This window comes from Agromyces sp. GQ35, assembly GCF_059758475.1.
In genome coordinates, this window is sequence record NZ_JCAXEO010000002.1 from 1 (window position 1) to 26,044 (window position 26,044).

A 26,044-nucleotide genomic window follows, 5' to 3' on the forward strand; every position below is an offset into this window, starting at 1 on the left:
ATCATTGAGGAGAGTGGCCACCCGAAGACGGGTGGCCATTCTTCGTTTAAGGGGCCCTTCACAAAGTGACCCCATTACGGTTGAGTCCCATGAGGACTCCACACACGACGGGATTATCGTGAGCGACTCCAAGCGGGACTCGGCAGATCAGGGAGGCCCTGATCGGCGTGGCCAGAGCAATGATCGAGCAGCTCGAGGTTCCGGTTCGCAGGGGAGTGCGCCGAGCGGGGGCCGGTCTGCGTCCGCAGCGCGGTCGGGTTCAGGCGCGCGAGACAACGCCACTTCGAAGCGTCCGTACGGCGATCGCGACGCGAAGCGTCCCGCTGGTGACCGTGATGCGAAGAAGCCGTATGGTGACCGTGACGCGAAGAAGCCGCACGGCGATCGTGATGCGAAGCGTCCCTATGGTGATCGCGACGCGAAGCGTCCGTATGGTGATCGCGACGCGAAGCGTCCGTATGGTGACCGTGATGCGAAGAAGCCGTACGGTGACCGCGATGCGAAGAAGCCGTACGGCGATCGCGATGCGAAGCGTCCCTATGGTGATCGCGATGCGAAGAAGCCGTACGGCGATCGCGATGCGAAGCGTCCCTATGGTGATCGCGATGCGAAGAAGCCGTACGGTGACCGTGACGCGAAGCGTCCCTATGGTGACCGTGATGCGAAGAAGCCGTACGGTGACCGTGACGCGAAGCGTCCCTATGGTGACCGTGATGCGAAGAAGCCGTACGGTGACCGTGATGCGAAGAAGCCGTACGGCGACCGTGACGCGAAGCGTCCCTATGGTGATCGCGATGCGAAGAAGCCGTACGGCGACCGTGACGCGAAGCGTCCCTATGGTGACCGTGATGCGAAGAAGCCGTACGGTGACCGTGACGCGAAGAAGCCGTACGGTGACCGCGATGCGAAGCGTCCCTATGGTGACCGTGACGCGAAGAAGCCGTACGGTAACCGCGATGCGAAGAAGCCGTACGGTGACCGTGACGGACGCAGGCCATCTGGTGGTGCGCAGCGCGGCGGCCGCCCCGCTGGACGCGATGACCAACGAGAGGCTCCGCGCGAGACATACGGCGCTTCAGAGCTGCAGTATCGACCGCGCCACGATGCTCCCGAGATCGACGAGTCGATCGAGGCGCGCGACCTGGACAAGGGCGCACGTGCTGAGCTGAAGACGCTGAGCAAGGAGAACGCGGACTGGGTCGCGCGGCATCTCGTCGCGGCATCCATATCGCTCGACGACGACCCCGAGCTCGCGCATCAGCATGCGTTGTCAGCGGCACGCCGTGCTGGTCGGGTCGCGGTCGTGCGCGAGACGCTCGCGATCACCGCCTACGCCACGGGAGACTTCGCGCTCGCGCTCCGCGAACTGCGCACCTACCGCCGGATCTCGGGCAGCAACGACCAACTGCCGCTCATGGTCGACAGCGAACGCGGCGTCGGACGACCCGACCGTGCGCTCGAGGTCGGTCGCGCCGTCGATCGCGGCAGCCTTCCGCCTGCGGTGCAGGTGGGACTCGCGATCGCGATGTCGGGTGCACGTCTCGATCTCGGTCAGCCCGAGATCGCCCTCGCAGAACTCGAGATTCCGCAACTCGACCCCGATCGTGCGTTCTCGTACAGTGCGGCGCTCTTCTCGGCTTACGCCGAGGTGCTGGAGGAACTCGGCCGTTCCGCGGAAGCCGCGACGTGGCGTGCTCGCGCCGATCGTGCCGACGCCGCATTCGGTGGTCCTGCCGAGGCCGAGTCCATCGAGATCTTCGAGATCGAGGTCGATGAGATCGACCACGAGAGTTCGACGGATGCTGAGGTCGTGGTTGCGGCTTCGAGCGGCGAGGCCGCCGGTACCGTCGAGTCGACGTCGACGGATGCCCCGGTGGATGACGATCCGGGCGCCGTACTCGAAGACGACGTGGCCGCAGTGATCGCCGAGGGCCTTGCGCTCGACGCGGAGGAGTCCGAGGGCACGCTCGATGAGCCTGTTTCGCGCGAAGACTGAGTCGTCGACCCCGCTCGACGGCGTCGACGCGGTGCTGGCGGACCTCGATGGCGTCGTCTACGCGGGGGCCGGAGCGATCCCTCGCGCCGTCGAGAGTCTCACGCTCGCGAAACGAACCCGGGCCGTCGGGTACATCACGAACAACGCATCGCGCAGCGATGCATCCGTCGCCCGTCATCTCACGGAGCTCGGCCTCGAGGTGGCTCCGAACGATGTGGTCACGTCGCCCCAGGCGGCGATGAGCCTCCTCGACCAGCAAGTCGAGCCGGGCGCACTCGTGCTCGTCGTGGGCGGCGAGGGCATCACGGTCGAGCTGGAGAAGCGCGGATACCGCATCACCAGGTCTGCCGACGACGCTCCCGATGCCGTCGTGCAGGGCTTCACGCCCGACATCGGCTGGCGCGATCTCGCCGAGGCGACCTTCGCGCTGAACGCGAACGGCGGCCCCGACGCAGGGACCCCCGGCATCCCGTGGATCGCGACGAACATGGACTGGACGATACCGGTCGCGCGCGGCGTCGCGCCCGGCAACGGCACGCTCGTGTCAGCCGTGCACACCGCGGTCGGGAGGTTCCCCCTCGTTGCAGGAAAGCCCGAGACGCCGATCTTCGATGAGGCTCGACGACGGTTCGGAGCGGAACGGCCGCTCGTCGTCGGTGATCGTCTGGACACCGACATCCTCGGGGCCAACCGCGCGGGCATGCTGAGCGCGGTCGTGCTCACCGGCATCGACCGTGCGAAACAGCTGCTCGCCGCCGACGCGTCGAGCCGGCCCGACTTCATCCTCGCCGACCTCGACGGTCTTCACGAGCCGTACCCGACCACGGAACAGCTTCGCGGCGACGTCGCTCGCGTCGGCACCGCCCGGGTGCGGCTGGTCGGTCAACGGGTCGAGATCGTCGACGAAGGCACCCACGAGATCGACCTGCTTCGTGCCGCGTGTGCCGCGATCTGGCGATCGGGCATGGCGATTCATGTGCTCGATGTTCCCACGCGGCTCTATTCCTGACCTGGCGTCGGCGGCCCGCGGTACCGTTGAGGGGTGAGTACTGAAGCTGAGACGACCGATCACGTAGCGGGAGCGACGCCAGACGGAGCCGCAGCAACGGTTCCCGAAGTGCTCGCCGACATCGAGACGCGTGACCTCGCCGACCGCGCCGAGGGCTATCAGTCCCTTGCCGATCGACTGCGGGCAGAGCTCGAGCAGTCCGATCCGTCCCTGCGTTCCTGACGCATGGCAGTGCAACGCCTCGACGCCGCCCTCGCAGCCCGTGGACTCGCTCGATCGCGCACGCACGCCGCCACGCTCATCGCGTCAGGAGTGGTGACCGTCGACGGGCTACCGACGGTCAAGGCCTCGATGAAGGTCACCGACGACGCGAAGCTCGACGTCGTTGCATCCGATCACTACGTCAGTCGTGCCGCTCACAAGCTCATCGCCGGCCTCGACGGATTCGGCGTCGATGTTTCTGGGCGCATCGCGCTCGACGCCGGCGCCTCGACCGGCGGGTTCAGCCAGGTTCTCCTCGAGCGCGGGGCCGAGCGTGTGCTCGCTGTCGATGTCGGGCACGGCCAGCTCGCGGCCGACCTCGTCGACGCGCCCGGGCTCGTACTCGTCGAGGGATGCAACGTGCGGCACCTCGATGCGGCACGGCTCGCTGAACTCACCGGCGTCCGCGAGCAGCCGACACTCGTCGTCGCCGACCTCTCCTTCATCTCGCTGACGGTCGTGCTGCCGGCACTGCGCGCCACCGCGACGAGTGATGCCGAGTTCGTGCTGCTGGTGAAGCCGCAGTTCGAGGTCGGACGTGGGGGAGCCCGTGAGGGTGTGGTCCGTGACGCCGGTCTCCGTGCCGAGGCGATCTCCAACGTGCTGTGGGCGGCCTTCGATGAGGGGCTCGGCACGGCCGGTATCTTGTCCTCCCCAATCGCGGGTGGGCACGGAAACCTCGAATACCTCGTGAATCTGAGCGCGACACGCGGGGCGAATCCGACAGAATGGTCAGGTCGGGTCGACGAACTGACGGGAAGGGCGAAGGCGTGAGTGACGCACGACGCTTCCTGGTGGTCTCGCACACCGGTCGCCAGGCCGCCCTCGAGGCGACGAGCGAGGTGTGCGCGCAACTGTTGGCAGCAGGCGCCGTACCCGTGATCGCGGCCGAGCACTGGGACGACGTGCACGACTTCGTTCCCGAACTCAACGGCGCTGTGGAGCGGTTCGAAGAAACCGACCCGGCGGGCATCGAACTCGTGATCGTGCTCGGAGGTGACGGCACGATTCTGCGCGCGGCGGAGATCATGCGCGATGCTCCGGTGCCGCTCCTCGGCGTGAACCTCGGCCACATCGGCTTCCTCGCCGAGAGCGAGCGCGACGACCTCGGCTACACGGTCGGCCGGGCGCTCGCCCGCGACTACACGGTCGAAGAGCGCATGACGCTCGCGGTGCGAGCGAAGGTCGGCGACGACGTCGTCTACGAGAGCTGGGCGCTCAACGAGGTCACGGTCGAGAAAGCCGAACGCGAGCGCATGCTCGAAGTCGTCATCGAGGTCGACCGCCGCCCGCTCTCCTCGTTCGGCTGCGACGGTGTGGTGATGTCGACGCCGACCGGGTCCACCGCCTATTCGTTCTCCGCCGGCGGGCCCGTGGTGTGGCCGAGCCTCGAGGCGCTCCTGCTCGTGCCCCTCAGCGCGCACGCGCTCTTCGCTCGCCCGCTCGTGGTCGGACCCGAGTCCTCGCTCGCCGTCGAGATCCTGCAGCGCACCGAGGCATCCGCTGTCATCTGGTGCGACGGTCGACGCACGTTCGACCTCCCTCCGGGTGCCCGTGTGATCGTGCGAAAGTCGCCGGTGCCGGTGCGGCTCGCGCGTCTGCACGAAGCGCCGTTCACCGACCGGCTCGTCAACAAGTTCCAACTCCCGGTCACCGGGTGGAGGGGGCCGGCCGGGCGTGAATGAGGGAATCGATGATTGAAGAGCTCGGCATTCGTGACCTCGGCGTCATCGCTGAGGCGACGCTACCGCTCGGAGCGGGGTTCACGGCCGTCACAGGCGAGACCGGCGCAGGCAAGACCATGGTGGTGACGGCGCTCGGGCTGCTCCTCGGTTCGCGCGCCGACGCGGGTGCGGTCCGTGCCGGCGCGAAGCAGGCCTGGGTCGAGGGGCGGTGGCTCGTGCCCGACGACGGCGCCATCGCAGAGCGCGTCGCCGAGACCGGCGGCGAGGTCGAGTCGGGTGAACTGCTGCTCGGTCGCTCCGTCTCCGCCGAGGGCCGCAGCCGCGCCGTGGTCGGCGGTCGCAGCGCCCCGGTCGGTGTGCTCTCCGAGCTCGGTGACGAACTCGTCGTCGTTCACGGCCAGGCCGATCAGCAACGTCTCCGCTCCGCAGCCGCCCAGCGCGAGGCGCTCGACCGGTACGCCGGCGCGAAACTGCAGGCGGTGCTCGAGGAGTACCGCGTCGCCTTCAACGCCTGGCGTACGGATGCCGCCGAGCTCGACCGCCTCCGGGCCGAACACGACACTCGGGGGCGTGAGGCTGAAGAACTGCGTGCCGCACTCGACGAGGTCGAAGCGATCGACCCGCAGCCCGGCGAAGACGTCGAACTGCACGAGCGCTCGGATCGACTCTCGAACCTCGAAGAGCTCCGTCTCGCGGCGGCACAGGCGCGTGCCCTGATCTCGGCCGAAGACGTCGTCGACGACGCCCCCGACGCCGTTGCCCTCGTCGACGCTGCCCGGCGTCACCTCGAACGCGTTGCCGAGCACGATGCAGTGCTGACGCCCATCGGCGAGATGTTGACCAACGCGGGTTTCCTGCTCGCCGACGCAGCGGCAGAGCTCTCGGGCTACCTCGCCGGACTCGACGCCGACGGAGCACGCGAACTCGAGATCGTGCAGGAACGTCGGGCGGTGCTCGGAGGCCTCATGCGGCGGCACGGCGGCGATCTCGAGCAAGTGCTCGAATTCCGGCGCAACGGCGGGCTGCGACTCGTCGAGCTCGACAGCGACGACGAGCGAATCGACGGGCTCGAGACATCCGTCGCCGCGCTCGAGGTCGAGGTCGATCGGCTGGCCGCCGAATTGACCCGACTGCGCACCGATGCTGCAGCAGGTCTCGCAGCCGCGGTGACCTCCGAATTGGCGGCGCTCGCGATGCCCGATGCGCAGCTCGCCGTCACGGTCGATCCGACCGCCGATGCGACTGCGTTCGGTCGCGACGCCGTGTCGATCCTGCTCCGGCCGCACCCGGGCGCCGAGCCGCGCCCGGTCTCGCGCGGTGCGTCGGGTGGTGAGCTGTCGCGGGTGATGCTCGCGATCGAGGTCGTGATCGCGGGCAGCGACCCCGTGCCGACGTTCGTCTTCGACGAGGTCGACGCGGGCGTCGGCGGCGCTGCAGCCATCGAGATCGGTCGACGCCTCGCGCGACTCGCCGAGCGGTCGCAGGTCATCGTCGTCACGCACCTCGCCCAGGTTGCGGCGTTCGCGACGAATCACCTCAGCGTCGTCAAGGGCACCGACGGGCAGGTCACCTCGTCGAGCGTGCGCCAGCTCGTCGGCGCCGAACGGGAGGCGGAGATGGCTCGATTGCTCTCAGGTCTCACCGATTCGGCGAGCGGACTCGCGCACGCACGGGAGTTGTTGGAGATCGCCGCAGACCGCGCGGCGTGAATCGTGGCCGACGGCCACGCGATGGGGGATCATCCGATCCCGAGCAGAGATGGGGGAGCGCGTGGGGCATGTCGGGCCGAACGACCAGAAACGTGAGTTAGACTATAAGCCCGTGGCGGATGAACGCGGAACAGCTCCTACGAGCACAGACAATTCGAACCCTGACCTTTCCGACGGCGTGACCAAACACATCTTTGTGACTGGTGGCGTCGTTTCTTCGTTGGGCAAGGGACTCACGGCGGCGAGTCTCGGCAATCTCCTGACAGCCAGGGGCCTCAGAGTCGTCATGCAGAAGCTCGATCCCTATCTCAATGTGGATCCGGGCACGATGAACCCCTTCCAGCACGGCGAGGTCTTCGTCACCGATGATGGCGCTGAGACCGACCTCGACATCGGGCACTACGAGCGGTTCCTCGACATCAATCTGAGCCAGGCGGCGAATGTCACCACCGGCCAGATCTATTCGACGGTGATCGCCAAGGAACGCCGCGGCGAGTATCTCGGCGACACCGTGCAGGTCATCCCGCACATCACCGATGAGATCAAGCGACGCATGCGCCTGCAGGCCGCGGAGTCACCGAAGCCCGACGTGATCATCACCGAGATCGGCGGCACGGTCGGCGACATCGAGTCGCAGCCGTTCATCGAGTCCGCACGTCAGGTGCGCCACGAGCTCGGCCGCAAGAACGTCTTCTTCGTGCACGTCTCGCTCGTGCCGTACATGGGCGCGTCGGGCGAGCAGAAGACGAAGCCGACGCAGCACTCCGTTGCGGCGTTGCGCTCCATCGGCATCCAGCCCGACGCCCTCGTGCTGCGCAGCGACCGGCCGGTCACCGAGTCGAACAAGCGCAAGATCGCGCTCATGTGCGATGTCGACGAGGCCGCCGTCGTGAATGCCGTCGACGTTCCGTCGATCTACGACATTCCGACGATGCTGCACGACCAGGGCCTCGACGCGTACATCATCGACGCGCTCGGACTGGTCGCGGCCGAGGTCGACTGGTCGGGGTGGAGCGAACTGCTCGAGGTCGTGCATGCGCCGAAGCACGAGGTCACGATCGGCCTCGTCGGCAAGTACATCGACCTGCCTGACGCGTACCTCTCGGTGACCGAGGCGCTTCGAGCGGGTGGGTTCGCCAATGACAGCAAGGTCGTCATCGAGTGGATCCCGTCCGACGAGTGCCAGACCCCCGAGGGTGCGCAGAAACACCTCGCACACCTCGACGGCATCTGCGTGCCGGGTGGCTTCGGCGTGCGCGGCATCGAGGGCAAGCTCGGCGCTCTGCGCTTCGCGCGCGAGAACGGCCTTCCCGTGCTTGGGCTCTGCCTCGGACTGCAGTGCATGGTCATCGAGTACTCGCGCAACGTCGCCGGCCTCCCCGGCGCTTCGTCGAGCGAATTCGACCCCGACACGCAGTACCCCGTCATCGCGACGATGGAGGAACAGGTCGAGATCATCGCCGGCGGCGACCTCGGCGGCACGATGCGCCTCGGCCTCTACCCGGCGAGGCTCGCCGACGGCTCGATCGCGGCGGAGCTCTACGGCGCGACCGAGGTCTCCGAACGGCACCGTCACCGCTACGAGGTCAACAACTCGTACCGCGACCGCATCGCCGAGGCCGGCCTGTCGTTCTCGGGCATGTCGCCCGACCGTCACCTCGTCGAGTTCGTCGAGTTGCCGCGCGAGGTGCACCCGTTCTACGTCGGCACCCAGGCGCACCCCGAGCTGCGCAGCCGCCCGAACGACCCGCACCCGCTGTTCCGCGGACTCGTCGGAGCCGCCCTCGAACGCCAGCAGGCGAGCCTGCTGTTCGACGTCAACAATGGCTGATTCCGGCGCGACCGACGTCGGCGGGCGGCACGAGCCGCTCGCCGACGAACGGGTTGCTCTCGCAGTCGTGTCGAGTGAGGTCGTGTTCGACGGTCGCGTCTGGGACATCCGCCGCGACACGGTCGAGTTCGGCGGCGACACCATCGTGCGGGAGTACACCGACCACACCGGCGCCGTCGGGGTGCTCGCGCTCGACGACGACGATCGGGCATTCCTGATCAAGCAGTACCGTCACCCCGTGCGCATGCGCGACTGGGAGATCCCCGCGGGCCTGCTCGACATCGATGGCGAGCATCCGCTGGCGGCAGCGAAGCGCGAGCTCGCCGAAGAGGCGGACCTCGAAGCATCCGAGTGGGCAGTGCTCGCCGATTTCGCGACGTCGCCGGGCGGGAGCGACGAGATGATCCGGGTCTACCTCGCTCGTAGACTCAGCGCCACCGCCGACGCGTTCGTGCGCGAGGCGGAGGAAGCCGACATGGAGACCCGTTGGGTGTCGCTCGACGAGTGCATCGATGCCGTGCTCGAACGGCGCATCCACAATGCGCCGCTCTCGATCGCAGTACTGGCCGCGGCAGCGGCGCGTGCGCGAGGGTGGGCGAGCCTCGGCGCTGCGGATGCCCCGTGGCCCGGCCAGTCACTCGACCCGGCGGAGTCTGCACGCAGATGAGCCGTGCCCCGGTCGATGACTATCTGCGGCATCTCACCGTGGAGCGGGGCCTCGCGCCGAACAGCATCTCCTCGTATCGGCGTGATCTGACGATCTACGCCGACTGGCTCGCCGCCCGGGGCATCGCCGGGCCGGCCGTGGTGACCGAACAGGAGCTCGGCGACTTCGTTCGCTTCCTCGGCGCCGAACGGGTACCGACGCTCGCAACCTCGTCGATCGCTCGCGTGCTGTCGGCGGTTCGCGGCTTCCACCGGTTCCTCGCCGAAGAGGGGCTCGTGCCGACCGATGTGTCGCGTGAGTTGCGCCCGCCGAAGCTGCCGATGCGGCTGCCCAAGGCGATCCCCGTCGACGACATCGAAGCGCTCATCGCAGCGGCCGGCGGTGAAGAGCTCACCGACCTGCGTGACACCGCCCTGCTCGAGCTGCTCTACGCCACCGGCGCACGAGTCTCGGAGGCCGTGTCGCTGAACGTCGACGACCTCGTCGACCGTGAGGTGGTGCGGCTCTTCGGCAAGGGCGGCAAGCAGCGCATCGTGCCGCTCGGCAGCTATGCGCGGCGTGCGGTCGACGCGTACCTCGTGCGTGCCCGGCCGCTCCTCTCCGTCCGGGGTTCGGCGACCCCTGCCCTCTTCCTCGGAGTTCGAGGCAAGCGGATGTCGCGGCAGGCGGCATGGGAGGCGATCCGTGATGCCGCCGAGACGGCGGGGCTCGCGACATCCGTGTCGCCGCACACCCTGCGTCACTCGTTCGCGACCCATCTGCTCGAGGGCGGCGCCGACGTGCGCGTCGTGCAGGAGCTCCTGGGGCACTCCTCGGTCGCGACGACGCAGATCTACACCCTCGTCACAGCCGATACACTCCGGGAGATGTACACGGCGGCCCACCCGCGTGCTCGCTAGAATCGACCAAGCACCCGCCCGGCCCAGAGAGAAGACGACACGTGACGCACCAGAAGCCCTCAGCGGAGGGAATCGCATCGCTTCCGCCGGAGCTCGGTCCCACTGGTCGTCCGCACCGCGAGTTCGCAGAGCCCAAGCGGCTCACGACGCACGGCCCTGCACGCATCATCGCGCTCTGCAACCAGAAGGGCGGCGTCGGCAAGACGACCACCACGATCAACCTCGGCGCGACGCTCGCTGAATACGGTCGCCGGGTGCTCGCGATCGACTTCGACCCGCAGGGCGCCCTGTCGGCGGGTCTCGGTGTTCCGACGCACGACGTGCCGACCATCTACGACCTGCTGCTCTCGCGCACGCTCGACCCGGCCGAGGTCATCCAGAAGACCGGTGTCGACAATCTCGACGTCATCCCCGCGAACATCGACCTCTCGGCCGCAGAGGTGCACCTCGTCACCGAGGTCGCCCGTGAGCAGATCCTGGCGAGCGTGCTGCGCCGGGTGTCGGCCGACTACGACGTCATCCTGATCGACTGCCAGCCGTCGCTGGGCCTCCTGACCGTCAACGCGCTCACCGCGAGCCACGGCGTGGTCATCCCGCTCGAGTGCGAGTACTTCGCGCTGCGCGGCGTGGCCCTGCTCATCGAGACGATCGACAAGGTGCGCGATCGTCTGAACCCCGCAATCCAGCTCGACGGCATTCTCGCGACCATGTACGACGCCCGCACGCTGCACTCGCGTGAGGTGCTCGAGCGCGTCGTCGACGCGTTCGGCGAGAAGGTGCTCGAGACGGTCATCACGCGCACCGTGAAGTTCCCCGACGCGACGGTTGCGGCGACCCCCATCACCGAGTTCGCCCCCGAGCACCAGGCGTCGAAGGCGTACCGGCAGCTCGCACGGGAGCTGGTGTTCCGTGGCGCGGTCGCCTGAGGCGGCTTCGGCCTCCGAGCAGCACGCGCCGGCGTCGTCGGCGGAGACGTCGCCGAGCGAGGCGGCTCGGGCCGAACCCGAGCGCGGGTTCCGCGTCGCCCTCACGAACTTCGAGGGGCCGTTCGACCTGTTGCTCTCGCTGATCACGAAGCACGAGCTCGACATCACCGAGGTCTCGCTGTCGGCCGTCACCGACGAGTTCATCTCCTACCTGCGCGGCCTCGACTCCGAAGAGGAGCTCGACCGGGCGTCTGAGTTCCTCGTCGTCGCGGCGACCCTGCTCGACCTGAAGGTCGCCGGCCTGCTGCCGCAGGGCGAACTCGTCGACGCCGAAGACGTCGCCCTGCTCGAGGCGCGCGACCTGCTCTTCGCGAGGCTGCTGCAATACCGCGCGTTCAAAGAGGCCGCTCGATGGTTTGCGGGGCATCTCGAGCGGGAATCGCTGCGGCACCCCCGCAGCGTGCGCCTCGAGGAGAAGTTCCGCCAGCGCGCCCCCGAGCTGCTGTGGACGCTGTCGGCCGAAGACTTCGCCGCACTCGCCACGCTGGCGCTCACGCCAAGGGAGATCCCGGTCGTCGGCCTCGACCACCTGCACGCGCCGCTCGTCTCGATCCGTGAACAGGCCGCCCACGTCGTCGCAGTGCTCCGACGAGGCGACCCGGTGACCTTCCGCCAGCTCATCGCCGGCGTCGGTCAGCAGGGAGTCGTCGTTGCGCGCTTCATCGCGGTGCTCGAGCTCTACCGCCACGCGGCCATCGGCTTCGAGCAGCTCGAACCGCTCGGCGAACTGACGCTTCGATGGTCGGCCGAGACGTGGTCGGATGAGAATCTCGAGAGCCTTGGGGCCGACTATGACGAGTGAGCAGTTCAGCGTTCGAGTCGCAAGCGACGACGGGAGTCACATGCCGGACCACGACGAAGACACGGTCGAGGGTCTCGAGACAGGCGCGGAGCGCCCGACCGGGCACGCAGAGGAGGGCGACGGACCTGAACTGTCGATCTCGACGCCGCTCGACGTGCCCGGTCAGCCGCACCTCGACCTCGACCGTGCGCTCGAGGCCATCCTCTTCATCGCCGACGAGCCGCAGAGCGTCGTCTCGCTGGCGGCGGGGGTCGCGCGACCCGTCGCCGAGGTGCGCGCGGCGATCGCCCGCCTTCGGGCGGACTACGACGGTACCGGCACCTCGGGTGAGCCGCGAACGGATGTCGCAGATGAGGTCGAGGCACGGGGTGTCCGACGCGGATTCGAGCTTCGCGAAGTGGGTGGTGGCTGGCGCTTCTACGTACGTTCCGAGTACGACGCGCTCGTCGCCGACTTCGTGCTGACGCAATCCTCGACCCGGCTCTCGCAGGCGGCGCTCGAAACGCTCTCCGTGATCGCATACAAGCAACCGATCTCACGATCGCAGGTCGCTTCGATCCGTGCGGTCAATGTCGACTCGGTCGTGCGCACGCTGCTCGGTCGCGGTCTCGTCACCGAGGTCGACACCGACCCCGAGACGGGCGCGATCCTCTACGGCACGACCGAGCTGCTGCTCACGAACCTCGGCATCAACTCGCTCGACGAGCTGCCCCACATCTCGCCGTTGCTCGACGACGGCCAGGAAGGATTCGACTTTGACTGACGCAACGGGATGGGGCGGCGAGCCCGCCCCAGAGGGCGTTCGCCTGCAGAAGGTGCTCGCTGCTGCGGGCGTCGCGAGCCGGCGGGTCTCGGAGCAGTACATCGTCGAGGGCCGGGTGGAGGTGAACGGCGAGATCGTCACCGAACTCGGCCGGCGCATCGACCCCGAGACCGACCTGGTCGCGGTCGACGGCGTGGCCGTGCAGCTCGACCCCGCGAAGCGCTACTACATGCTGAACAAGCCGCGCGGGGTCGTCTCCTCGATGCGCGACGAGCAGGGCCGTCCGGACCTCACGCGGTTCACCGAAGATCTCGAGGAGCGCGTCTTCAACGTCGGTCGGCTCGACGCCGAGACGAGTGGATTGCTGCTGCTCACGAACGACGGTGATCTCGCCCACGTGCTCGCGCACCCCTCGTTCGGCGTCTCGAAGACGTACATCGCCAAAGTGACCGGTCGAGTGACATCGCAGGTCGTTCAGCGGCTGAAGAACGGCATCGAGCTCGACGATGGCCCCATCGCAGCAGACAAGGCTCGTGTGCTGCAGCAGCAGGGCGATGACCAGCACTCGATGGTTGAGCTGACGCTGCACTCGGGCCGCAACCGCATCGTGCGCCGCATGCTCGACGCTGTCGGGCATCCCGTCGTCGATCTGGTGCGACGCAGCTTCGGGCCGCTCAACCTCGGCACGCTCCGCTCGGGCCAGATGCGCGAGTTGACTAAAGTGGAGCTCGGCCAGCTGCTCACGATCTCCCGCGCCGCGGACGCTGGTCCGGAGGACGGCGAGGGCTCGAACGAAGGGGACTCGTGACCGAATCACGCCTGACCGGCCCGGTCCGTGTGGTCGGCGTGGGCCTGCTCGGTGCGAGCATCGGCCTCGGGCTGCGTGCCAAGGGTATCGACGTCATTCTCGCCGACGCATCGCCCACCCATCTCGCGATCGCGGTCGACTACGGTGCCGGCCGGCCGGCCGAGCCGGACGACCGCCCGCAGCTCGTCGTCGTGTGCGTGCCGCCTGATGTCACCGCTGACGTGGTCGCCGCCGAACTCGATGCGTACCCCGACGCGATCGTCACCGACGTGGCGAGCGTGAAGCTCGCGGTCTACAACGATCTGCAGGCGCGTGGAGCCGATCTCTCGCGCTACATCGGCACCCATCCGATGGCCGGGCGCGAGCGCGGCGGCCCGATGTCGGGCCGTGCCGACCTCTTCGTCGGGCGGCCGTGGGTGGTGGCTGCGCACGGTGGAATGTCGTACCAAGACGGATCGGCCATCGACGACCTCATCCTCGACCTCGGCGCCACCCTCGTCGAACTCACGCCCCAGCAGCACGACGCGGCCGTCGCACTCGTCTCGCACGTGCCGCAGGTCGTGTCGAGCCTCATGGCGCGCCGATTGATCGATGCGCCGCATGCTTCGGTGAATCTCGCCGGCCAGGGCCTCCGTGACGTCACCCGCGTCGCCGCGAGCGATCCCGAACTCTGGGTGCAGATCCTCGGCCAGAATGCTGCGCCGGTCTCCGAGATCCTGCGCGGCTACCGCGACGACCTCGACCGGTTCATCGACGCGCTCGAGAACATGGATGCCCCGGGCGCCCGTCGCCGGGTCGCCGAAGAGCTGTTCGGCGGCAACACCGGTGTCGAGCGGTTGCCCGGAAAGCACGGCGTCGATCGGCGCTATTCGAGTCTCATCGTCATGGTCGACGACCGGCCGGGCCAGCTCGCGCGCCTCTTCAACGACGTCGGCGAGGCCGGCGCGAACATCGAAGATCTACGGCTCGAGCACTCGCCCGGCGCGCAGGTCGGCCTCGCCGAGATCTCGGTGCTCCCAGAGATGCAGCAGCATCTCACTGATGAGCTGGCCGCACGCGGCTGGCGGATTGCAGGTTGAACGTGTCACCCGTGCTCCCGTTCGTCGTGGCCGTCGACGGCCCGGCCGGCAGCGGCAAGTCGAGCGTCTCGAAAGAGGTCGCACGCCGTTTGGGCTTCGGATTCCTCGACACCGGCGCCGCGTACCGGGCGTTGGCCTGGCATGCCGAGGCCTCCGGAGTCGACACCGATGACGCGGCATCCGTCGTCGCCTGCCTCGACTCGTTCGACTACCGCATCGGCACCGACCCCGCCGGGTACGCGGTGCACGTCGGCGACATCGACGTGACGGCCGCGATCCGCGACCCCCAGATCTCGTCGGTCGTGAGCGCCGTGGCACGCGTGCCCGAGGTGCGGCAGCACCTGATCGAACTGTTCCGCGCGATCATGGCGGCGGTCGATGCCCCCGGAATCGTCGCCGAGGGGCGCGACATCACGACCGTCGTGGCACCCGATGCGCCCGTTCGCATACTCCTCACAGCATCCGAAACGGTTAGAATGGGCAGGCGCTCCGCCGAACTCGCCGGATCCTCGGCCGAGGCAGTGGGGGAGCAGTTGCGCAAGCGCGACGCGGCCGACTCCAAAGTCGTGGATTTCATGACTGCGGCCGACGGCGTCACCACCGTCGATTCGACCGAACTCGACTTCGACCAGACGGTCGATGCGGTGCTCGGCGTGATCCGCGTGGCGCAACCGGCGCACGCACCAGAACGGTGACGCGGCCGGCGCACACAGACTTAGAGGAGAGACCATGACCGACCAGGGCGAAGACTTCGACGCTCCCGACGACGACCTCGCGGAGCGGCTCGCCGGCGTCGATGACGAACTCGCCGAGCAGCGGGCGACCGCGCTCCGGTCGGGGCTCTCCGACTACGCGCTCGACGACGACGACCTCGAGGTGCTCGAGCTCTCCGAAGCGGGCGAAGAGGCGATCCGCTACCTGCCCGCGCTGCCGGTGATCGCGATCGTCGGTCGTCCGAACGTCGGCAAGTCCGCGCTCGTCAACCGCATCCTCGGCCGCCGTGAGGCCGTCGTCGAAGACACCCCGGGCGTGACCCGTGACCGGGTGTCGTACAAGGGCGAGTACCTCGACCGTCGGTTCACCCTCGTCGATACCGGCGGCTGGGAGCCCGACGCGAAGGGCATCGACGCGTCGGTGGCCGCACAGGCCGAGGTCGCCATCGACCTCTCCGACGTGGTGCTCTTCGTCGTCGACGCCACGGTCGGCGCGACGTCGACCGATGAGCACGTCGTGCGGCTGCTCCGCAAGGCCAACAAGCCCGTCTTCCTGCTCGCGAACAAGGTCGACGACGTGCGTCAGGAGCCCGAAGCGGCAGCTCTCTGGAACCTCGGCCTCGGCGAGCCGCACCCCGTCTCGGCACTGCACGGTCGTGGTGTCGCTGACATGCTCGAATCCGTGTTCAAGGTGCTGCCGCAGGTGTCGGCCGTCGCCAAAGACGAGTTCGGCGGACCCCGTCGCGTCGCGATCCTCGGCCGCCCGAACGTCGGCAAGTCGAGCCTGCTCAACAAGACCGCCGGTGAAGAGCGCGTCGTCGTCAACGAGCTGGCCGGTACCACGCGCGATCCCGTCGACGAGCAGATCGAGCTCGGCGGCAAGATCTGGCGATTCGTCGACACCGCCGGCATCCGTCGTCGTGTGCACCTGCAGCAGGGCGCCGACTTCTACGCCTCGCTGCGCACTCAGGCCGCGCTCGAGAAGGCCGAGGTGGCCGTCGTGCTGCTCGACGTCTCGCAGCCGCTTTCCGAGCAAGACGTGCGCATCATCGACCTCGTGCTCGAATCGGGTCGCGCGCTCGTGCTCGCCTTCAACAAGTGGGACCTGCTCGACGACGAACGTCGCCGCTACCTCGAGCGCGAGATCGAGCAAGACCTGCATCACGTCGCGTGGGCGCCCCGGGTGAACATCTCGGCGAAGACCGGTCGTCACCTCGAAAAGCTGGTGCCGGCGCTCGAAACCGCGCTCGAGTCGTGGGACATGCGTATCCCGACCGGCAAGTTCAACGCCTTCCTCACCGAGCTCACGCAGGAGCACCCGCACCCGGTACGCGGCGGCAAGCAGCCCCGCATCCTGTTCGGTACGCAGGCCGCGAGCCGTCCGCCGACATTCGTGCTCTTCACGACCGGCTTCCTCGACCCGGGCTACCGTCGCTTCATCCAGCGACGCTTGCGCGAGATCTACGGCTTCGAAGGATCGCCGATCGTCATCAACATGCGCGTGCGCGAGCGGCGCGACCGCTCGAAGTAGGCAACGGATGCTACGGCGCCCGGTCCGTTCCCGTCAGGGAACGGTGCCGGGCGTTCGTCGTTCACCGGCGAGGGGGTCGCGGGTTCACGCCCCGTTACTCACGAGCTTGCGCTGCATGATCGCGCGGTCGGGCTTGGGGCGGGCGACCTCGGCGAAGCCGGCGCCCACGAACATCGACACGGTTCCGTGGAAGAGGTCGGCGGCCGCCGCCTTCGTGCGCACAGCGGGGTCGATGGCGTAGGCCTCGACGATGTGCGCTCCGCTCGCCCTAGCGTGATCGACGGCGGCCTCGGCGAGGGCCCGCCCGACACCGCGTCGACGATTGGGTCGGGGCACGACGAAGCACGAGACCGACCAGATGCCCGGGTCGTCGAAGTCAGGGTCGGGAGTGCCGCCCGCCACGATGCGGCTGGCCCGCAGACGCACGAGGTTCTTGCGCGGCTCGACGGCACACCAGCCGACTGGAGTGTCGCCCTCGTAGGCGAGGAGGCCTGGCCCCGAGCCGGGTGCCTGCAGTTGCGATCGGAGACGATCGTGCAGGGCATCATCACCGATGCTCTGCCAATCGCTGCCCGGAATCTTGTACCACTGGCACCAGCAGTGCGCAGGGTCGCCCCGGGTGCCGAACACCGCTTCGACGTCGACGAACGGCACGTCTCTCGCCGAGACCACTCGCAGTGGTGGCGGTTCGATGTCGTCGAGCACGTCGGTCATCACGAGACGAATGTACCGCCGACCACCGACATCGCAGCGGCGAACCCGACTGCCCGGCACTATGCCTTAATCGTGATGCAAGGTAACAATGTACTATCATCATGATATGACTCCCGAGATCACCGTGCTCGACCGTCTGCTCGAGGTGAGCGAGTTGTTCCAGAAGGACATGGCCCGCGCCTTCGACGGCACCCCCCTCACGCCGTCGCGCACGCGGCTGCTGTGGGAGCTCGCGGCGACCGGCTCATCGACCCAGCACGCCCTCGCCACCCGCCTCGAGGTGAGCCCCCGCAACATCACCGGGCTCGTCGATGCGCTCGAGACCGGCGGCTACGTGACGCGCTCACCCCACCCGAGCGATCGCCGCGCGATCATCGTGTCGCTGACGGCATCTGCCCACGAGATGATGCGCGAGATGCAGCACGACCATGCCCAGCTCTCTGCCGAGCTGCTCGGCGCCGTCGCGCCGGCCGACCGCGATGCCCTCCTGCGCGGTATCGACGCGATCGCCGTGCGGCTGCACGAGCTCATCGCCGCCGACGAGCAGCGCCGCTCACTCGACGAGGCGAAGGCGGTGGGGGAGTGAGCGTCGAGACCTCCGCCCGCCCCGAGGCATCCGTCTGGCTTCGCATCGGGCGCTTCGCGAAGCGTGCGCTGATGCTCGAACTCAGCATCTACGCCAGCATCGGCCGCTTCATCGCACGACGGCCCGCGGTTCCGCGCGGCGCCGCCGGGTTCAGCTTCCACAAGCCCGTGATGACGATCCTCATGATCTTCATCGTGCTCTCGGCGGTCGAGATTCCGATCTTCGACCTCATCGTGCATCGTTGGCCGGCCGTGCGCATCACGCTGCTCGTGCTCGGCATCTGGGGACTCACCTGGATGTTCGGGTTGCTCTGCGCCTACCTGATGCGGCCGCACACGGTCGGACCCGACGGCATCCGGGTGCGCGGTGGTCTCGAGATCGACATCGCGCTCAGCTGGGACGACATCGCCTCGGTCGCGCGCAACCTGCGCGTCGACGAGCCCAAGTCGCCGAAGATCGTCGAAACGGATGCCTCGCGAATGTTGCTTTTGCGCATGGCCGACGAGACGAACCTCGAGATCGAGCTCGAAGGGCCCACGCTCGTGCGGCTGCCCGGGCACGGCAAGTTCGGCGGCGAGCAGTCGGTGACCGTCGTGCGCACCTGGGTCGACGACCCCAAGGCGTTCATGGACGAGGTGCGGAAGTACATCTGAGCGCGGGCATGGCGCATGCCGAGGATGCGTCTCGCCCGCGGCCCCTTAGAGCCCAGGCAGGTGCCTGATGTTCGAGCGGGCCATCGCCACGGCCTCGGCCGCGCCGCCGTGGAGCACCGTCTTCGACATCGCGAGGGCGAAGCCCTTCACCTGCTCACCCGTGATGGCCGGCGGCAACGAGAGCGCGCGCGGATCGGTCACGATGTCGAGCAGCGCCGGTCCCTGGTGGGCGAACGCGGTGGCTACGGCGTCCTTCAGCGCGTGCGGGTCGTCGACGCGTTCGGCATGGAAGCCGATGGCTTCGGCGATGCCCGCGAAGTCGACCGCGGGCACGTCGACGCCGAATGAGGGGAAGCCGTCGACGAGCATCTCGAGCTTCACCAGGCCGAGCGTGGAGTTGTTGAACACGAAGACCTTGAGCGGCAGCTCGTAGGCGACGGCGGTGATGAGCTCGCCGAGCAGCATCGAGAGCCCGCCGTCGCCGGCGATCGCGACGACCTGTCGGTCGGGATACGCGAACTGCGCTCCGATCGCATGCGGCAGCGCGTTCGCCATCGAACCGTGGATGAACGATCCGATGATGCGGCGATCGGGACCCGGGGTGACGTAGCGCGCCTGCCAGACATTGCCCATGCCGGTGTCTGCAGTGAAGACCGCATCGTTGTCGGCGGCTTCGTCGATGAGCGAGATCGCATATTCGGGATGGATCGGCGCGGCCGCGGTGACATCCGTGTACGTGCCGACGACCGTGTCGAGCAGCTTGTGGTGCTTCTTCAGCATGCGGTCGAGAAAGTCGCGGTCGGTCTTCGGTGCGACGAGTTCGGTGAGCCGGGCGAGCGTCGCGCGCACGTCGCCGTGCACGGGGTGCGCGACACTGACGCGCCGGCCGAGGTGCGCGGCATCCGTGTCGATCTGGGCGACGACGATCTTTGCCGGGTCGGGTAGGAACTGCTCGTACGGAAAGTCCGTGCCGATGAGCAGGAGCAGGTCGGCGTCGTGGATGCCCGCGTGAGCCGCGCCGTAGCCGAGCAGGCCGGTCATGCCGACGTCGTACGGGTTGTCGTACTGCACCCATTGCTTGCCGCGCAGGGTGTGGCCGATGGGCGCCTTGAGCCGCTCGGCGAAGGCGATGACCTCGTCGTGCGCACCCTCAGTGCCTGCACCCGCGAAGATCGCCACCGTTTCGGCGTCGTCGATCGCCTGGGCAAGGCGGCGCACATCGGCGTCATCGGGCACGAGCGTGGCCGGCGCCGTGAGCACCAACTGCGGGAAGCCATCGGATGCCTCGAACTCGGCGACATCGCCGGGCATCACGATCACGGAGACGCCCGGTCCGGCGATCGCGTGGCGCAGCGCCGAGTTCACGACCCGCGGCGACTGCGCGGCCGTCATGATCTGCTCGCAGTAGTTCGAGCACTCGACGAAGAGGCGCTCGGGATGCGTCTCCTGGAAGTACCCCGACCCGATCTGCGCGCTCGGGATGTGGCTGGCGATCGCGAGTACCGGCGCACCCGTGCGATGCGCATCGTAGAGCCCGTTGATGAGGTGCAGGTTTCCGGGCCCGCAACTGCCCGCGCACACGGCGAGCTTGCCCGTGAGCTGCGCCTCGGCGGCGGCCATGAACGCGGCGGATTCTTCGTGGCGCACGTGGATCCAGTCGATGCCGCCCTTCGCCGAGCCGCCCGAGCGCCGCACGGCGTCGACGATGGGGTTCAGTGAATCCCCGACGATGCCGTAGATGTGATCGACCCCTGCATCGATGAGCTGGGCGACGAGCTGGTCGGCGATGGTGCGTGCCATGAGTTCCCCCTCAGAACGGCGTACGTTCGCTTCAGTCTTGCCGGGATGCGGTGCTGGGTCGAGCGTTCCCAGCGGTTGAGGAGGATGTGCACGGCTGCCGCCGAGTCGCCCGCGAGCGGATGCCGCGGGGTTGCCGCCGTGCTTGCCTCGTGCACGTCCCCGCGCACGCCCTCGTGTGCATGAGCATGCCCTCGGATGCCGCTATGATGGTCAAGTTGTCTTCGGAGAAATCCGGTGGCATCGGGCTGTGGCGCAGCTTGGTAGCGCACTTGACTGGGGGTCAAGGGGTCGCAGGTTCAAATCCTGTCAGCCCGACCAGAAAGTCCCGGAAACCCAAGGGTTTCCGGGACTTTTGCGGTTCAGAGACTTGATCCTTGTCACACGGACGGGTCCCACGCTGCGAGTTGATCGAAGATACGACGGTCGCCTTCGAACTTCAGCGAATCCAGCGGTATGCGGCCGTAGAAGAACAGGACCAGGTCACTGGCCGTGCCCCGGGCGAAGGCGTCGGTCGTGTCGGGGTCCTCGCCGGCAGCGGGCTTGAGGCGGGAGACCTGTGCGCCGTCGTGGGACAGCCGTAGGCGCCAGGAGTGGCCCTCGGTAGCGTGGTAATCGACGATGGCGGGGTCGTGCGGCCAGGCTACCGTCGTCGCGCAGAGGGTGAACTGGCAGTCGTCGAAACCGTCGAGGGCGATCTCCTCCGGTATCGGCTGCGGGGCACCCACAGTGAGCTGGACGTCGTAGGTGTGCACCGCGATCTCGTGGAGCTGGCGCCGCGCCCAGGCGCCGGAAGTCTGCGGTGACGGCGAGTCACTCCACCACGTCCAGCAACCGCGATCCGGGCCCGCCTCGCGCAGCACACTCGCCAGGTGCTCGACGGACTCGACCCACCAGGCCAGGAGAGCCTCGCGCTCCCGAGGCGCACCCATGCCGCCTCCCCATGCGGACTCCTCCGGCGGACCGTCTGCGGGCCCGGCGGTGACGATGGCGGCTGCCTTGCGGCGACCCATGCCCACGTGTTGCACGTGATCGAACAGCGTCCGCTCGGGATGGGTCGGCATCTGAACGTCGACGCTGGGTGCCGCGGCGACCGCGGCGCTGAAGGCGGCAGACCGTTCGTCGATCAGCCGCAGCTGATCAGGGAACGTGAGCAACTTGTGCATCCCGCAGTTCTACCACTGTGCTCCCTTGACCGGAGCTTCCGGGACTTCGTCGTCCCTGCCGGACCTCAGCCCGGAGCATCCGCTGTGCCGTCGATCTGCGGCGCATGTGCGATGTGGGAGATGGGTCGCCAGACGAGCAGCAGCGTGACCGCGGCGCCGACGAAGGCGAACCACCACGGCGCGGTCAAGCCCCAGAGCTGGGCGATGAGCCCGCCCAGCGCTTGACCGATCACCATTCCGCCGAAGACGCCGACCATATTGACCGAGGCCACGCGACCCTGCAGCTCCGCAGGCACCAACCGTTGACGCACGGTCGTCGAGATCGTTCCCCACACGAACGCGTAGGCGCCGAAGCCGAACATGATGACCAGTGCGACCCAGTCGATCGTCGTGAGCGCGAACGCGAGGTGCATGACCACCTCGAGTGAGAGACACACCCGCATGAGCGTGGCGAAGGAGAAGCGCCGCTCCAGCCAGCCGAAGCTCATGGTGGCGAGCAGCCCGCCGATGGCCGACGCCGTCGTCAGCGCTCCATAGCCGACGGGACCCATGCCGAGGTGCTCGGTGGCATAGAGCACGAGCACGCCCCAGGGTGCGGCCCAGGTGATGTTGAAGACAAGGATGATCAGCACCAGGGTGCGCACCGGCGGGTTCCGCCAGAGCCAGCGGAGGCCCTCGGCGATGTCGCGATGCACCGGGGCATGCGCCTTCGCATCCCGTGCGGGGAGTGGGGTGAGTGCCACTCGGGAGATCAAGAGCACCGCGAGGGAGACGCAGACGACCTGCAGCAGGAACGGCCACGCCATGCCCGCTGCGAAGAGGAACGCACCGAGGGGCGGCCCCGCGAACTGGTTCGCGACGAGGAAGCCGGCCTGAAGTCGGGCGTTGCCTGTGCCCAGGTCAGCCGGCTTCACGATCATCGGCAGGATCGTGCTGCTCGCCGTATCGACGAAGACCTCGGCAGTGCCGTAGAGGAACGCCGCCATCAGGACGATCGCGATGCTCGCCTGCCCGGTGATGAGGAACACGCAGAGCGTCGCGATGACGATCGCCCGGCTGCCGTTCGCGAACATCACGAGGCGACGGCGGTCGAAACGGTCGGCGATTGCGCCGGCGTGCAGGCCGAACACCAGCCAGGGAAGGAACTGCAGGATGGCGCCGGCCGCGACCAGGAGCGGCGAACTCGTCATCGAGGCGATGAGCAGGGGGGCGGCGGCGAGGGCGATTCCGTCGCCGAGGTTGCTCGTCCACGACGAGGCGAGCAGCCAGCGGAAGTTTCCACCCATGCGGCGGGGGGCGATGAACTCGCCGATGGAGGGCATCCGCTCAGCCTACGGCCGCGTCGCCGTCACCGCGTGCGCGAGCCTGTCGATGAGGTCGACCCGCGGTGGCGCGCGTGACCGGATCGTTCCGGTTGTTGGCGGCATGATGCCTTGCCGACCGGCGGAACGTGCAGCGAAGATGGCTGAATGACACTCCCATCCGACACCGCCCTCCTCGTCATCGATGCACAGGAGTCGTTCCGCCAGCGAACGGATGACTGGAACGCGACGGCCAATCCACGAGTGCTCGCCAACATCGCGCAACTCGTCGATCACTCGCGCGCCGCCGGTGACCTGATCGTGTGGGTGACACACGCCGACCCGGGCACGGGCAGCGCGTTCGACCCGGCGCTCGGGCTCGTGCGAGTCGTGTCGGAACTCGAGCCCGCCGACGGCGAGCCCCAGGTGACGAAAACGTCGATCAACGCGTTCACCACGACCAACCTGCAGCAGCAGCTGATGCAGCGGGGCATCCGCCGGGTGGTCATCTGCGGCATCCGCACCGACCAGTGCTGCGAGACGACCGCCCGCGTGGCGAGCGACCTCGGATTCGAGGTCGAGTTCGTCACGGACGCGACCACGACCTCCGGCATCGAAGCGGGGGCGAGCTACGCCGCGGTCTCGGGCGAGCAGCTCATGCGCCGCACCGAGAGCGTGCTCGCGGCGCGGGGCTTCGCGACGATCGTGACGACGGCGCAACGAGCGGGCGAACCGGCGGCCGCGTGACACAGGTCGTCTTCCTGCTCTCGCCGGGCGCGATCCTGCTCGACCTCGCCGGTCCGGCGCAGGTGTTCTCGACGGCGGCCGGGCCCGGCACCGGCTACGAGCTGCGGTACGTCGCGGAGCACCGCACGATTCCGTCGGCGCAAGGGCTGCCGTTGGAAGCATCACTCGAATGGCCGGTGCTGGGCACGAACGACCTCATCGTGGTGCCGGGGTGGAGCTCCCCGCTGCAGGAGGGATCCGGTCCCGTCCACGAGACCAGCTTGCAGCGACTTCGTGCCCACCATGCAGCAGGAGGCACGGTCGTCAGCGTCTGCTCGGGGGCGCTCGCACTCGGGCGAGCGGGACTCCTCGACGGTCGTCGATGCACGACGCACCATCACATCCAGGCTGAGCTGGCGCAGCGGTACCCGAGTGCTCGCGTCGTGCCCGATGTGCTGTTCACCGAAGACGATCGCGTCATGACGTCAGCGGGAATCGCCAGCGGCATCGACCTCGCGTTGCACATCGTGGCGGTACGCGACGGCCCGAGCGTCGCAGCGCGGGTGGCTCGGGACATGGTCGTCTTCGCGCGACGGAACGGTGACGCTGCGCAGCTCAGTGCCCTGCTTCGGCACCGCTCCCACGTCGACGAGCTCGTGCATCGCGTGCAAGACGTCATCGACGAGCGATTCGACCAGTCGCTTCCGCTTGCGGGGCTTGCCGAGGTTGCATGTGCGAGCCCGCGAACGCTCACTCGCGCTTTCACCGCGGCGACTGGGCTGACCCCGTTGCGGTACCAGCAGGCCCTGCGCCGGGAACACGCCGAGCACCTCATCGCTCACGGCGCCACTGTGGAAACCGCGGCACGCGAGGTCGGGTTCGACGACGCGCGAATGCTGCGCCGAATCCGTCAGGCGCCGCGACACGCGACGGATCACCGGCGACGGATCGGCAGCGTCGGTGACTGACGAGTTCGGTGCGCTTCGTGCACAGATCATGGCCGACCCCGAGAACGCCGCGATGACCGAGCTGGGCTGGAGCCCGATCTTCTCCGGGTCCTCGACGTCGCGCATTGCGATCATCGGTCAGGCGCCGGGTCGTCGTGCGCAGGAGTCCGGCACGCCGTTCGACGACGCGAGTGGCGACCGATTGGTGCGATGGCTCGGCGTGACCCGTGATGAGTTCCATGATCCGGCAACGTTCGCCATCATTCCCATGGACTTCTACTTTCCCGGCAAAGGAGCATCGGGAGACGCACCTCCGAGACCGGCGTTCGCGCCGCGGTGGCATCCGCTCGTCTTCGAGGTGCTCGCCGACGTGCGACTGACGATCCTCGTGGGCGCCTTCGCGCAGCGGTACTACCTGGGCGACCGTCGACGCTCGACCCTCACCGAGACCGTGCGGGCGTACCGCGACTACCTGCCGGAGATCTTCCCGATCGTGCATCCCTCAGGACTCAACGCGAGATGGCTGGCCGCGAACCCCTGGTTCGAGGCCGAGGTCGTGCCGGAGCTGCGCGGGCTCGCCGCCGCCGCCGTCGCGCCGACCGCTACACCGGCCGAGCCGCTGCCGCCCACGCCACATCGCCACGGCGACATTCGCAGCGAGTGAAGCGGGGCTACGACCGTACCGGCCGGTAGGTGATGTGCGTCACGCGTGACGCGGCACGCACTGAGACTCGCTCGAGGGCCTGTGCAGGCACGCCGTCGAACACGCGCTCACCGGCGCCGAGGATGCACGGAGTCACGTGCAGGCGCAGTTCGTCGATGAGGCCCGCGTCGAGGTACTGGTTGACGGTCGTGGCGCCGCCGGCGATCGAGATGTTGCGATCGCCGGCCGCGGCGCGGGCTTGATCGAAGGCCGAGTGGATGCCGTCGGTGACGAAGTGGAACGTCGTGCCGCCCTCCATCTCGATGGGATCGTGCGCGAAGTGGGTGAGCACGAAGACAGGCCCGTGGTACGGCGGATTCGGGCCCCACCAGCCGCGCCAATCGCGATCCCACTCGCCGCGGACCGGGCCGAACATGTTGCGACCCATGATGGTCGCCCCCGAATCGAGGATGGCGTCGACCTCGGCGCGATTCTCATCGGCCGTTTCGAACATCCAGCCGTGGAGGGCGTTCTCGTCGATGTCGCCGAACGGTGCCTCCTCGCGCTGGTTCAGGCCCGCCGCGAAGCCGTCGGCCGAGACCGCGAGGTCGCTGAATACCTTGCCCATGATCTGCCTCCTTCACGCAGTTGCACGTTGCACTCGGTTGGCACGCTATCGCGAACGTTCCCGGGCGCGCTGGTCGCGCTACTGGTTCACCGCCGTGATGAGCGTGCCGATCGCCGAGAGGGCGACGAGGGCGATGAGCCCGAA

The 26,044-nt window shown here is 68.2% G+C and carries 26 protein-coding genes and 1 tRNA gene; 22 read left to right on the top strand and 5 right to left on the bottom strand.

The features are described 5' to 3' along the window. The first annotated feature begins 118 nt into the window (after window positions 1–118). Genes AC6CH0_RS11920 through der form a run of 16 tightly spaced genes read left to right on the top strand, consistent with a single transcriptional unit; the run spans window position 119 to window position 16,739 of the window. Window positions 119–1,996 carry a primosomal protein gene (locus AC6CH0_RS11920; protein WP_498101129.1) on the top strand — a complete coding sequence of 626 codons (1,878 nt, stop codon included), beginning with the start codon at window positions 119–121 and terminating at the stop codon, window positions 1,994–1,996. After that, a complete protein-coding gene (locus AC6CH0_RS11925; protein ID WP_498101131.1) occupies window positions 1,971–3,005 on the top strand; it encodes an HAD-IIA family hydrolase in 1,035 nt (344 codons plus the stop codon). Before AC6CH0_RS11920 ends, AC6CH0_RS11925 begins: the two co-directional genes overlap by 26 nt. Window positions 3,006–3,038: 33 nt before the next feature. Beyond that, window positions 3,039–3,227: a hypothetical protein gene (locus tag AC6CH0_RS11930; protein WP_498101133.1), complete on the top strand. Its 189-nt coding sequence runs from the start codon at window positions 3,039–3,041 to the stop codon at window positions 3,225–3,227. A 3-nt stretch (window positions 3,228–3,230) separates the two neighbouring features. Beyond that, window positions 3,231–4,040 carry a TlyA family RNA methyltransferase gene (locus tag AC6CH0_RS11935; RefSeq protein ID WP_498101135.1) on the top strand — a complete coding sequence of 270 codons (810 nt, stop codon included), beginning with the start codon at window positions 3,231–3,233 and terminating at the stop codon, window positions 4,038–4,040. Next, window positions 3,995–4,951 carry an NAD kinase gene (locus AC6CH0_RS11940; RefSeq protein ID WP_498101137.1) on the top strand — a complete coding sequence of 319 codons (957 nt, stop codon included), beginning with the start codon at window positions 3,995–3,997 and terminating at the stop codon, window positions 4,949–4,951. Before AC6CH0_RS11935 ends, AC6CH0_RS11940 begins: the two co-directional genes overlap by 46 nt. Before the next feature lie 8 nt (window positions 4,952–4,959). Continuing rightward, complete coding sequence (gene recN / locus AC6CH0_RS11945; RefSeq protein ID WP_498101139.1) at window positions 4,960–6,660, top strand: DNA repair protein RecN; 1,701 nt, start codon at window positions 4,960–4,962, stop codon at window positions 6,658–6,660. Window positions 6,661–6,709: 49 nt separating this feature from the next. Then, window positions 6,710–8,491 carry a CTP synthase gene (gene pyrG, locus AC6CH0_RS11950; protein WP_498101141.1) on the top strand — a complete coding sequence of 594 codons (1,782 nt, stop codon included), beginning with the start codon at window positions 6,710–6,712 and terminating at the stop codon, window positions 8,489–8,491. Beyond that, window positions 8,484–9,158, top strand: a complete 675-nt coding sequence (locus AC6CH0_RS11955; protein WP_498101143.1) for an NUDIX domain-containing protein — start codon at window positions 8,484–8,486, stop codon at window positions 9,156–9,158. The genes pyrG and AC6CH0_RS11955 overlap by 8 nt, the downstream gene beginning before the upstream one ends. Next, a complete protein-coding gene (gene xerD, locus AC6CH0_RS11960) occupies window positions 9,155–10,057 on the top strand; it encodes a site-specific tyrosine recombinase XerD (RefSeq protein ID WP_498101145.1) in 903 nt (300 codons plus the stop codon). The genes AC6CH0_RS11955 and xerD overlap by 4 nt, the downstream gene beginning before the upstream one ends. 41 nt (window positions 10,058–10,098) lie before the next feature. After that, window positions 10,099–10,983 (top strand): ParA family protein, encoded by an 885-nt coding sequence (locus AC6CH0_RS11965; protein WP_498101147.1) that lies wholly within the window; start codon window positions 10,099–10,101, stop codon window positions 10,981–10,983. Beyond that, the gene (locus AC6CH0_RS11970; protein WP_498101149.1) at window positions 10,967–11,845 is read left to right on the top strand and encodes a segregation and condensation protein A; all 879 of its coding nucleotides are present in this window, start codon (window positions 10,967–10,969) and stop codon (window positions 11,843–11,845) included. Before AC6CH0_RS11965 ends, AC6CH0_RS11970 begins: the two co-directional genes overlap by 17 nt. A gap of 40 nt (window positions 11,846–11,885) precedes the next feature. Further along, window positions 11,886–12,608, top strand: a complete 723-nt coding sequence (gene scpB, locus AC6CH0_RS11975; RefSeq protein ID WP_498101151.1) for an SMC-Scp complex subunit ScpB — start codon at window positions 11,886–11,888, stop codon at window positions 12,606–12,608. Further along, window positions 12,601–13,416, top strand: coding sequence for a pseudouridine synthase (locus tag AC6CH0_RS11980; RefSeq protein WP_498101153.1), 816 nt, complete (start codon window positions 12,601–12,603; stop codon window positions 13,414–13,416). Before scpB ends, AC6CH0_RS11980 begins: the two co-directional genes overlap by 8 nt. Next, window positions 13,413–14,495 (top strand): prephenate dehydrogenase, encoded by a 1,083-nt coding sequence (locus AC6CH0_RS11985; protein WP_498101155.1) that lies wholly within the window; start codon window positions 13,413–13,415, stop codon window positions 14,493–14,495. The genes AC6CH0_RS11980 and AC6CH0_RS11985 overlap by 4 nt, the downstream gene beginning before the upstream one ends. Beyond that, window positions 14,492–15,190, top strand: a complete 699-nt coding sequence (gene cmk, locus AC6CH0_RS11990) for a (d)CMP kinase (RefSeq protein WP_498101157.1) — start codon at window positions 14,492–14,494, stop codon at window positions 15,188–15,190. Before AC6CH0_RS11985 ends, cmk begins: the two co-directional genes overlap by 4 nt. A gap of 34 nt (window positions 15,191–15,224) precedes the next feature. Then, window positions 15,225–16,739 (top strand): ribosome biogenesis GTPase Der, encoded by a 1,515-nt coding sequence (der, locus tag AC6CH0_RS11995; protein ID WP_498101159.1) that lies wholly within the window; start codon window positions 15,225–15,227, stop codon window positions 16,737–16,739. Between the two features lie 84 nt (window positions 16,740–16,823). Here the strand turns inward: der and AC6CH0_RS12000 are convergent, their stop codons facing one another. Then, window positions 16,824–17,453: a GNAT family N-acetyltransferase gene (locus AC6CH0_RS12000; protein ID WP_498102260.1), complete on the bottom strand. Its 630-nt coding sequence runs from the start codon at window positions 17,451–17,453 to the stop codon at window positions 16,824–16,826. Between the two features lie 106 nt (window positions 17,454–17,559). On the opposite strand from AC6CH0_RS12000, the gene AC6CH0_RS12005 reads away from it, so the two are divergent. After that, entirely contained in the window at window positions 17,560–18,039 is a 480-nt protein-coding gene (locus AC6CH0_RS12005) for a MarR family winged helix-turn-helix transcriptional regulator (RefSeq protein WP_498101161.1), read from the top strand. Continuing rightward, entirely contained in the window at window positions 18,036–18,692 is a 657-nt protein-coding gene (locus AC6CH0_RS12010; protein ID WP_498101163.1) for a hypothetical protein, read from the top strand. Before AC6CH0_RS12005 ends, AC6CH0_RS12010 begins: the two co-directional genes overlap by 4 nt. 45 nt (window positions 18,693–18,737) lie before the next feature. On the opposite strand, the gene AC6CH0_RS12015 is transcribed toward AC6CH0_RS12010, so the two are convergent. Next, window positions 18,738–20,492, bottom strand: coding sequence for a pyruvate dehydrogenase (locus AC6CH0_RS12015; protein WP_498101165.1), 1,755 nt, complete (start codon window positions 20,490–20,492; stop codon window positions 18,738–18,740). Window positions 20,493–20,733: 241 nt separating this feature from the next. Between AC6CH0_RS12015 and AC6CH0_RS12020 the strand changes: the two genes are divergently transcribed. Beyond that, window positions 20,734–20,810, top strand: a tRNA-Pro gene (locus tag AC6CH0_RS12020). 59 nt (window positions 20,811–20,869) lie between these two features. Here AC6CH0_RS12020 and AC6CH0_RS12025 read toward each other — a convergent pair. Together AC6CH0_RS12025 and AC6CH0_RS12030 are read right to left on the bottom strand one after the other, a co-directional pair. Then, window positions 20,870–21,655, bottom strand: a complete 786-nt coding sequence (locus AC6CH0_RS12025; RefSeq protein ID WP_498101167.1) for a maleylpyruvate isomerase N-terminal domain-containing protein — start codon at window positions 21,653–21,655, stop codon at window positions 20,870–20,872. 65 nt (window positions 21,656–21,720) lie between these two features. Beyond that, a complete protein-coding gene (locus AC6CH0_RS12030; RefSeq protein WP_498101169.1) occupies window positions 21,721–22,977 on the bottom strand; it encodes an MFS transporter in 1,257 nt (418 codons plus the stop codon). A 147-nt stretch (window positions 22,978–23,124) separates the two neighbouring features. On the opposite strand from AC6CH0_RS12030, the gene AC6CH0_RS12035 reads away from it, so the two are divergent. Genes AC6CH0_RS12035 through AC6CH0_RS12045 form a run of 3 tightly spaced genes read left to right on the top strand, consistent with a single transcriptional unit; the run spans window position 23,125 to window position 25,293 of the window. Continuing rightward, window positions 23,125–23,703, top strand: coding sequence for a cysteine hydrolase family protein (locus AC6CH0_RS12035; protein ID WP_498101171.1), 579 nt, complete (start codon window positions 23,125–23,127; stop codon window positions 23,701–23,703). After that, on the top strand, window positions 23,700–24,650 hold the full coding sequence (locus AC6CH0_RS12040) for a GlxA family transcriptional regulator (protein WP_498101173.1): 951 nt from the start codon (window positions 23,700–23,702) through the stop codon (window positions 24,648–24,650). Before AC6CH0_RS12035 ends, AC6CH0_RS12040 begins: the two co-directional genes overlap by 4 nt. Next, window positions 24,643–25,293 carry a uracil-DNA glycosylase family protein gene (locus AC6CH0_RS12045; RefSeq protein ID WP_498101175.1) on the top strand — a complete coding sequence of 217 codons (651 nt, stop codon included), beginning with the start codon at window positions 24,643–24,645 and terminating at the stop codon, window positions 25,291–25,293. Before AC6CH0_RS12040 ends, AC6CH0_RS12045 begins: the two co-directional genes overlap by 8 nt. A 7-nt stretch (window positions 25,294–25,300) precedes the next feature. On the opposite strand, the gene AC6CH0_RS12050 is transcribed toward AC6CH0_RS12045, so the two are convergent. Continuing rightward, window positions 25,301–25,900 (bottom strand): dihydrofolate reductase family protein, encoded by a 600-nt coding sequence (locus tag AC6CH0_RS12050; protein WP_498101177.1) that lies wholly within the window; start codon window positions 25,898–25,900, stop codon window positions 25,301–25,303. Window positions 25,901–26,044: the final 144 nt, after the last annotated feature.

What these genes read in the sequence shown, in the direction of transcription:
- AC6CH0_RS11925 (WP_498101131.1), top strand. Translation starts at nt 1,971, where the DNA reads ATGAGCCTGTTTCGCGCGAAGACTGAGTCGTCGACCCCGCTCGACGGC.
- AC6CH0_RS11935 (WP_498101135.1), top strand. Translation starts at nt 3,231, where the DNA reads ATGGCAGTGCAACGCCTCGACGCCGCCCTCGCAGCCCGTGGACTCGCT.
- AC6CH0_RS11940 (WP_498101137.1), top strand. Translation starts at nt 3,995, where the DNA reads ATGGTCAGGTCGGGTCGACGAACTGACGGGAAGGGCGAAGGCGTGAGT.
- recN (WP_498101139.1), top strand. Translation starts at nt 4,960, where the DNA reads ATGATTGAAGAGCTCGGCATTCGTGACCTCGGCGTCATCGCTGAGGCG.
- pyrG (WP_498101141.1), top strand. Translation starts at nt 6,710, where the DNA reads ATGGGGGAGCGCGTGGGGCATGTCGGGCCGAACGACCAGAAACGTGAG.
- AC6CH0_RS11955 (WP_498101143.1), top strand. Translation starts at nt 8,484, where the DNA reads ATGGCTGATTCCGGCGCGACCGACGTCGGCGGGCGGCACGAGCCGCTC.
- xerD (WP_498101145.1), top strand. Translation starts at nt 9,155, where the DNA reads ATGAGCCGTGCCCCGGTCGATGACTATCTGCGGCATCTCACCGTGGAG.
- scpB (WP_498101151.1), top strand. Translation starts at nt 11,886, where the DNA reads ATGCCGGACCACGACGAAGACACGGTCGAGGGTCTCGAGACAGGCGCG.
- der (WP_498101159.1), top strand. Translation starts at nt 15,225, where the DNA reads ATGACCGACCAGGGCGAAGACTTCGACGCTCCCGACGACGACCTCGCG.
- AC6CH0_RS12000 (WP_498102260.1), bottom strand. Translation starts at nt 17,453, where the DNA reads ATGACCGACGTGCTCGACGACATCGAACCGCCACCACTGCGAGTGGTC.
- AC6CH0_RS12005 (WP_498101161.1), top strand. Translation starts at nt 17,560, where the DNA reads ATGACTCCCGAGATCACCGTGCTCGACCGTCTGCTCGAGGTGAGCGAG.
- AC6CH0_RS12015 (WP_498101165.1), bottom strand. Translation starts at nt 20,492, where the DNA reads ATGGCACGCACCATCGCCGACCAGCTCGTCGCCCAGCTCATCGATGCA.
- AC6CH0_RS12025 (WP_498101167.1), bottom strand. Translation starts at nt 21,655, where the DNA reads ATGCACAAGTTGCTCACGTTCCCTGATCAGCTGCGGCTGATCGACGAA.
- AC6CH0_RS12030 (WP_498101169.1), bottom strand. Translation starts at nt 22,977, where the DNA reads ATGCCCTCCATCGGCGAGTTCATCGCCCCCCGCCGCATGGGTGGAAAC.
- AC6CH0_RS12035 (WP_498101171.1), top strand. Translation starts at nt 23,125, where the DNA reads ATGACACTCCCATCCGACACCGCCCTCCTCGTCATCGATGCACAGGAG.
- AC6CH0_RS12050 (WP_498101177.1), bottom strand. Translation starts at nt 25,900, where the DNA reads ATGGGCAAGGTATTCAGCGACCTCGCGGTCTCGGCCGACGGCTTCGCG.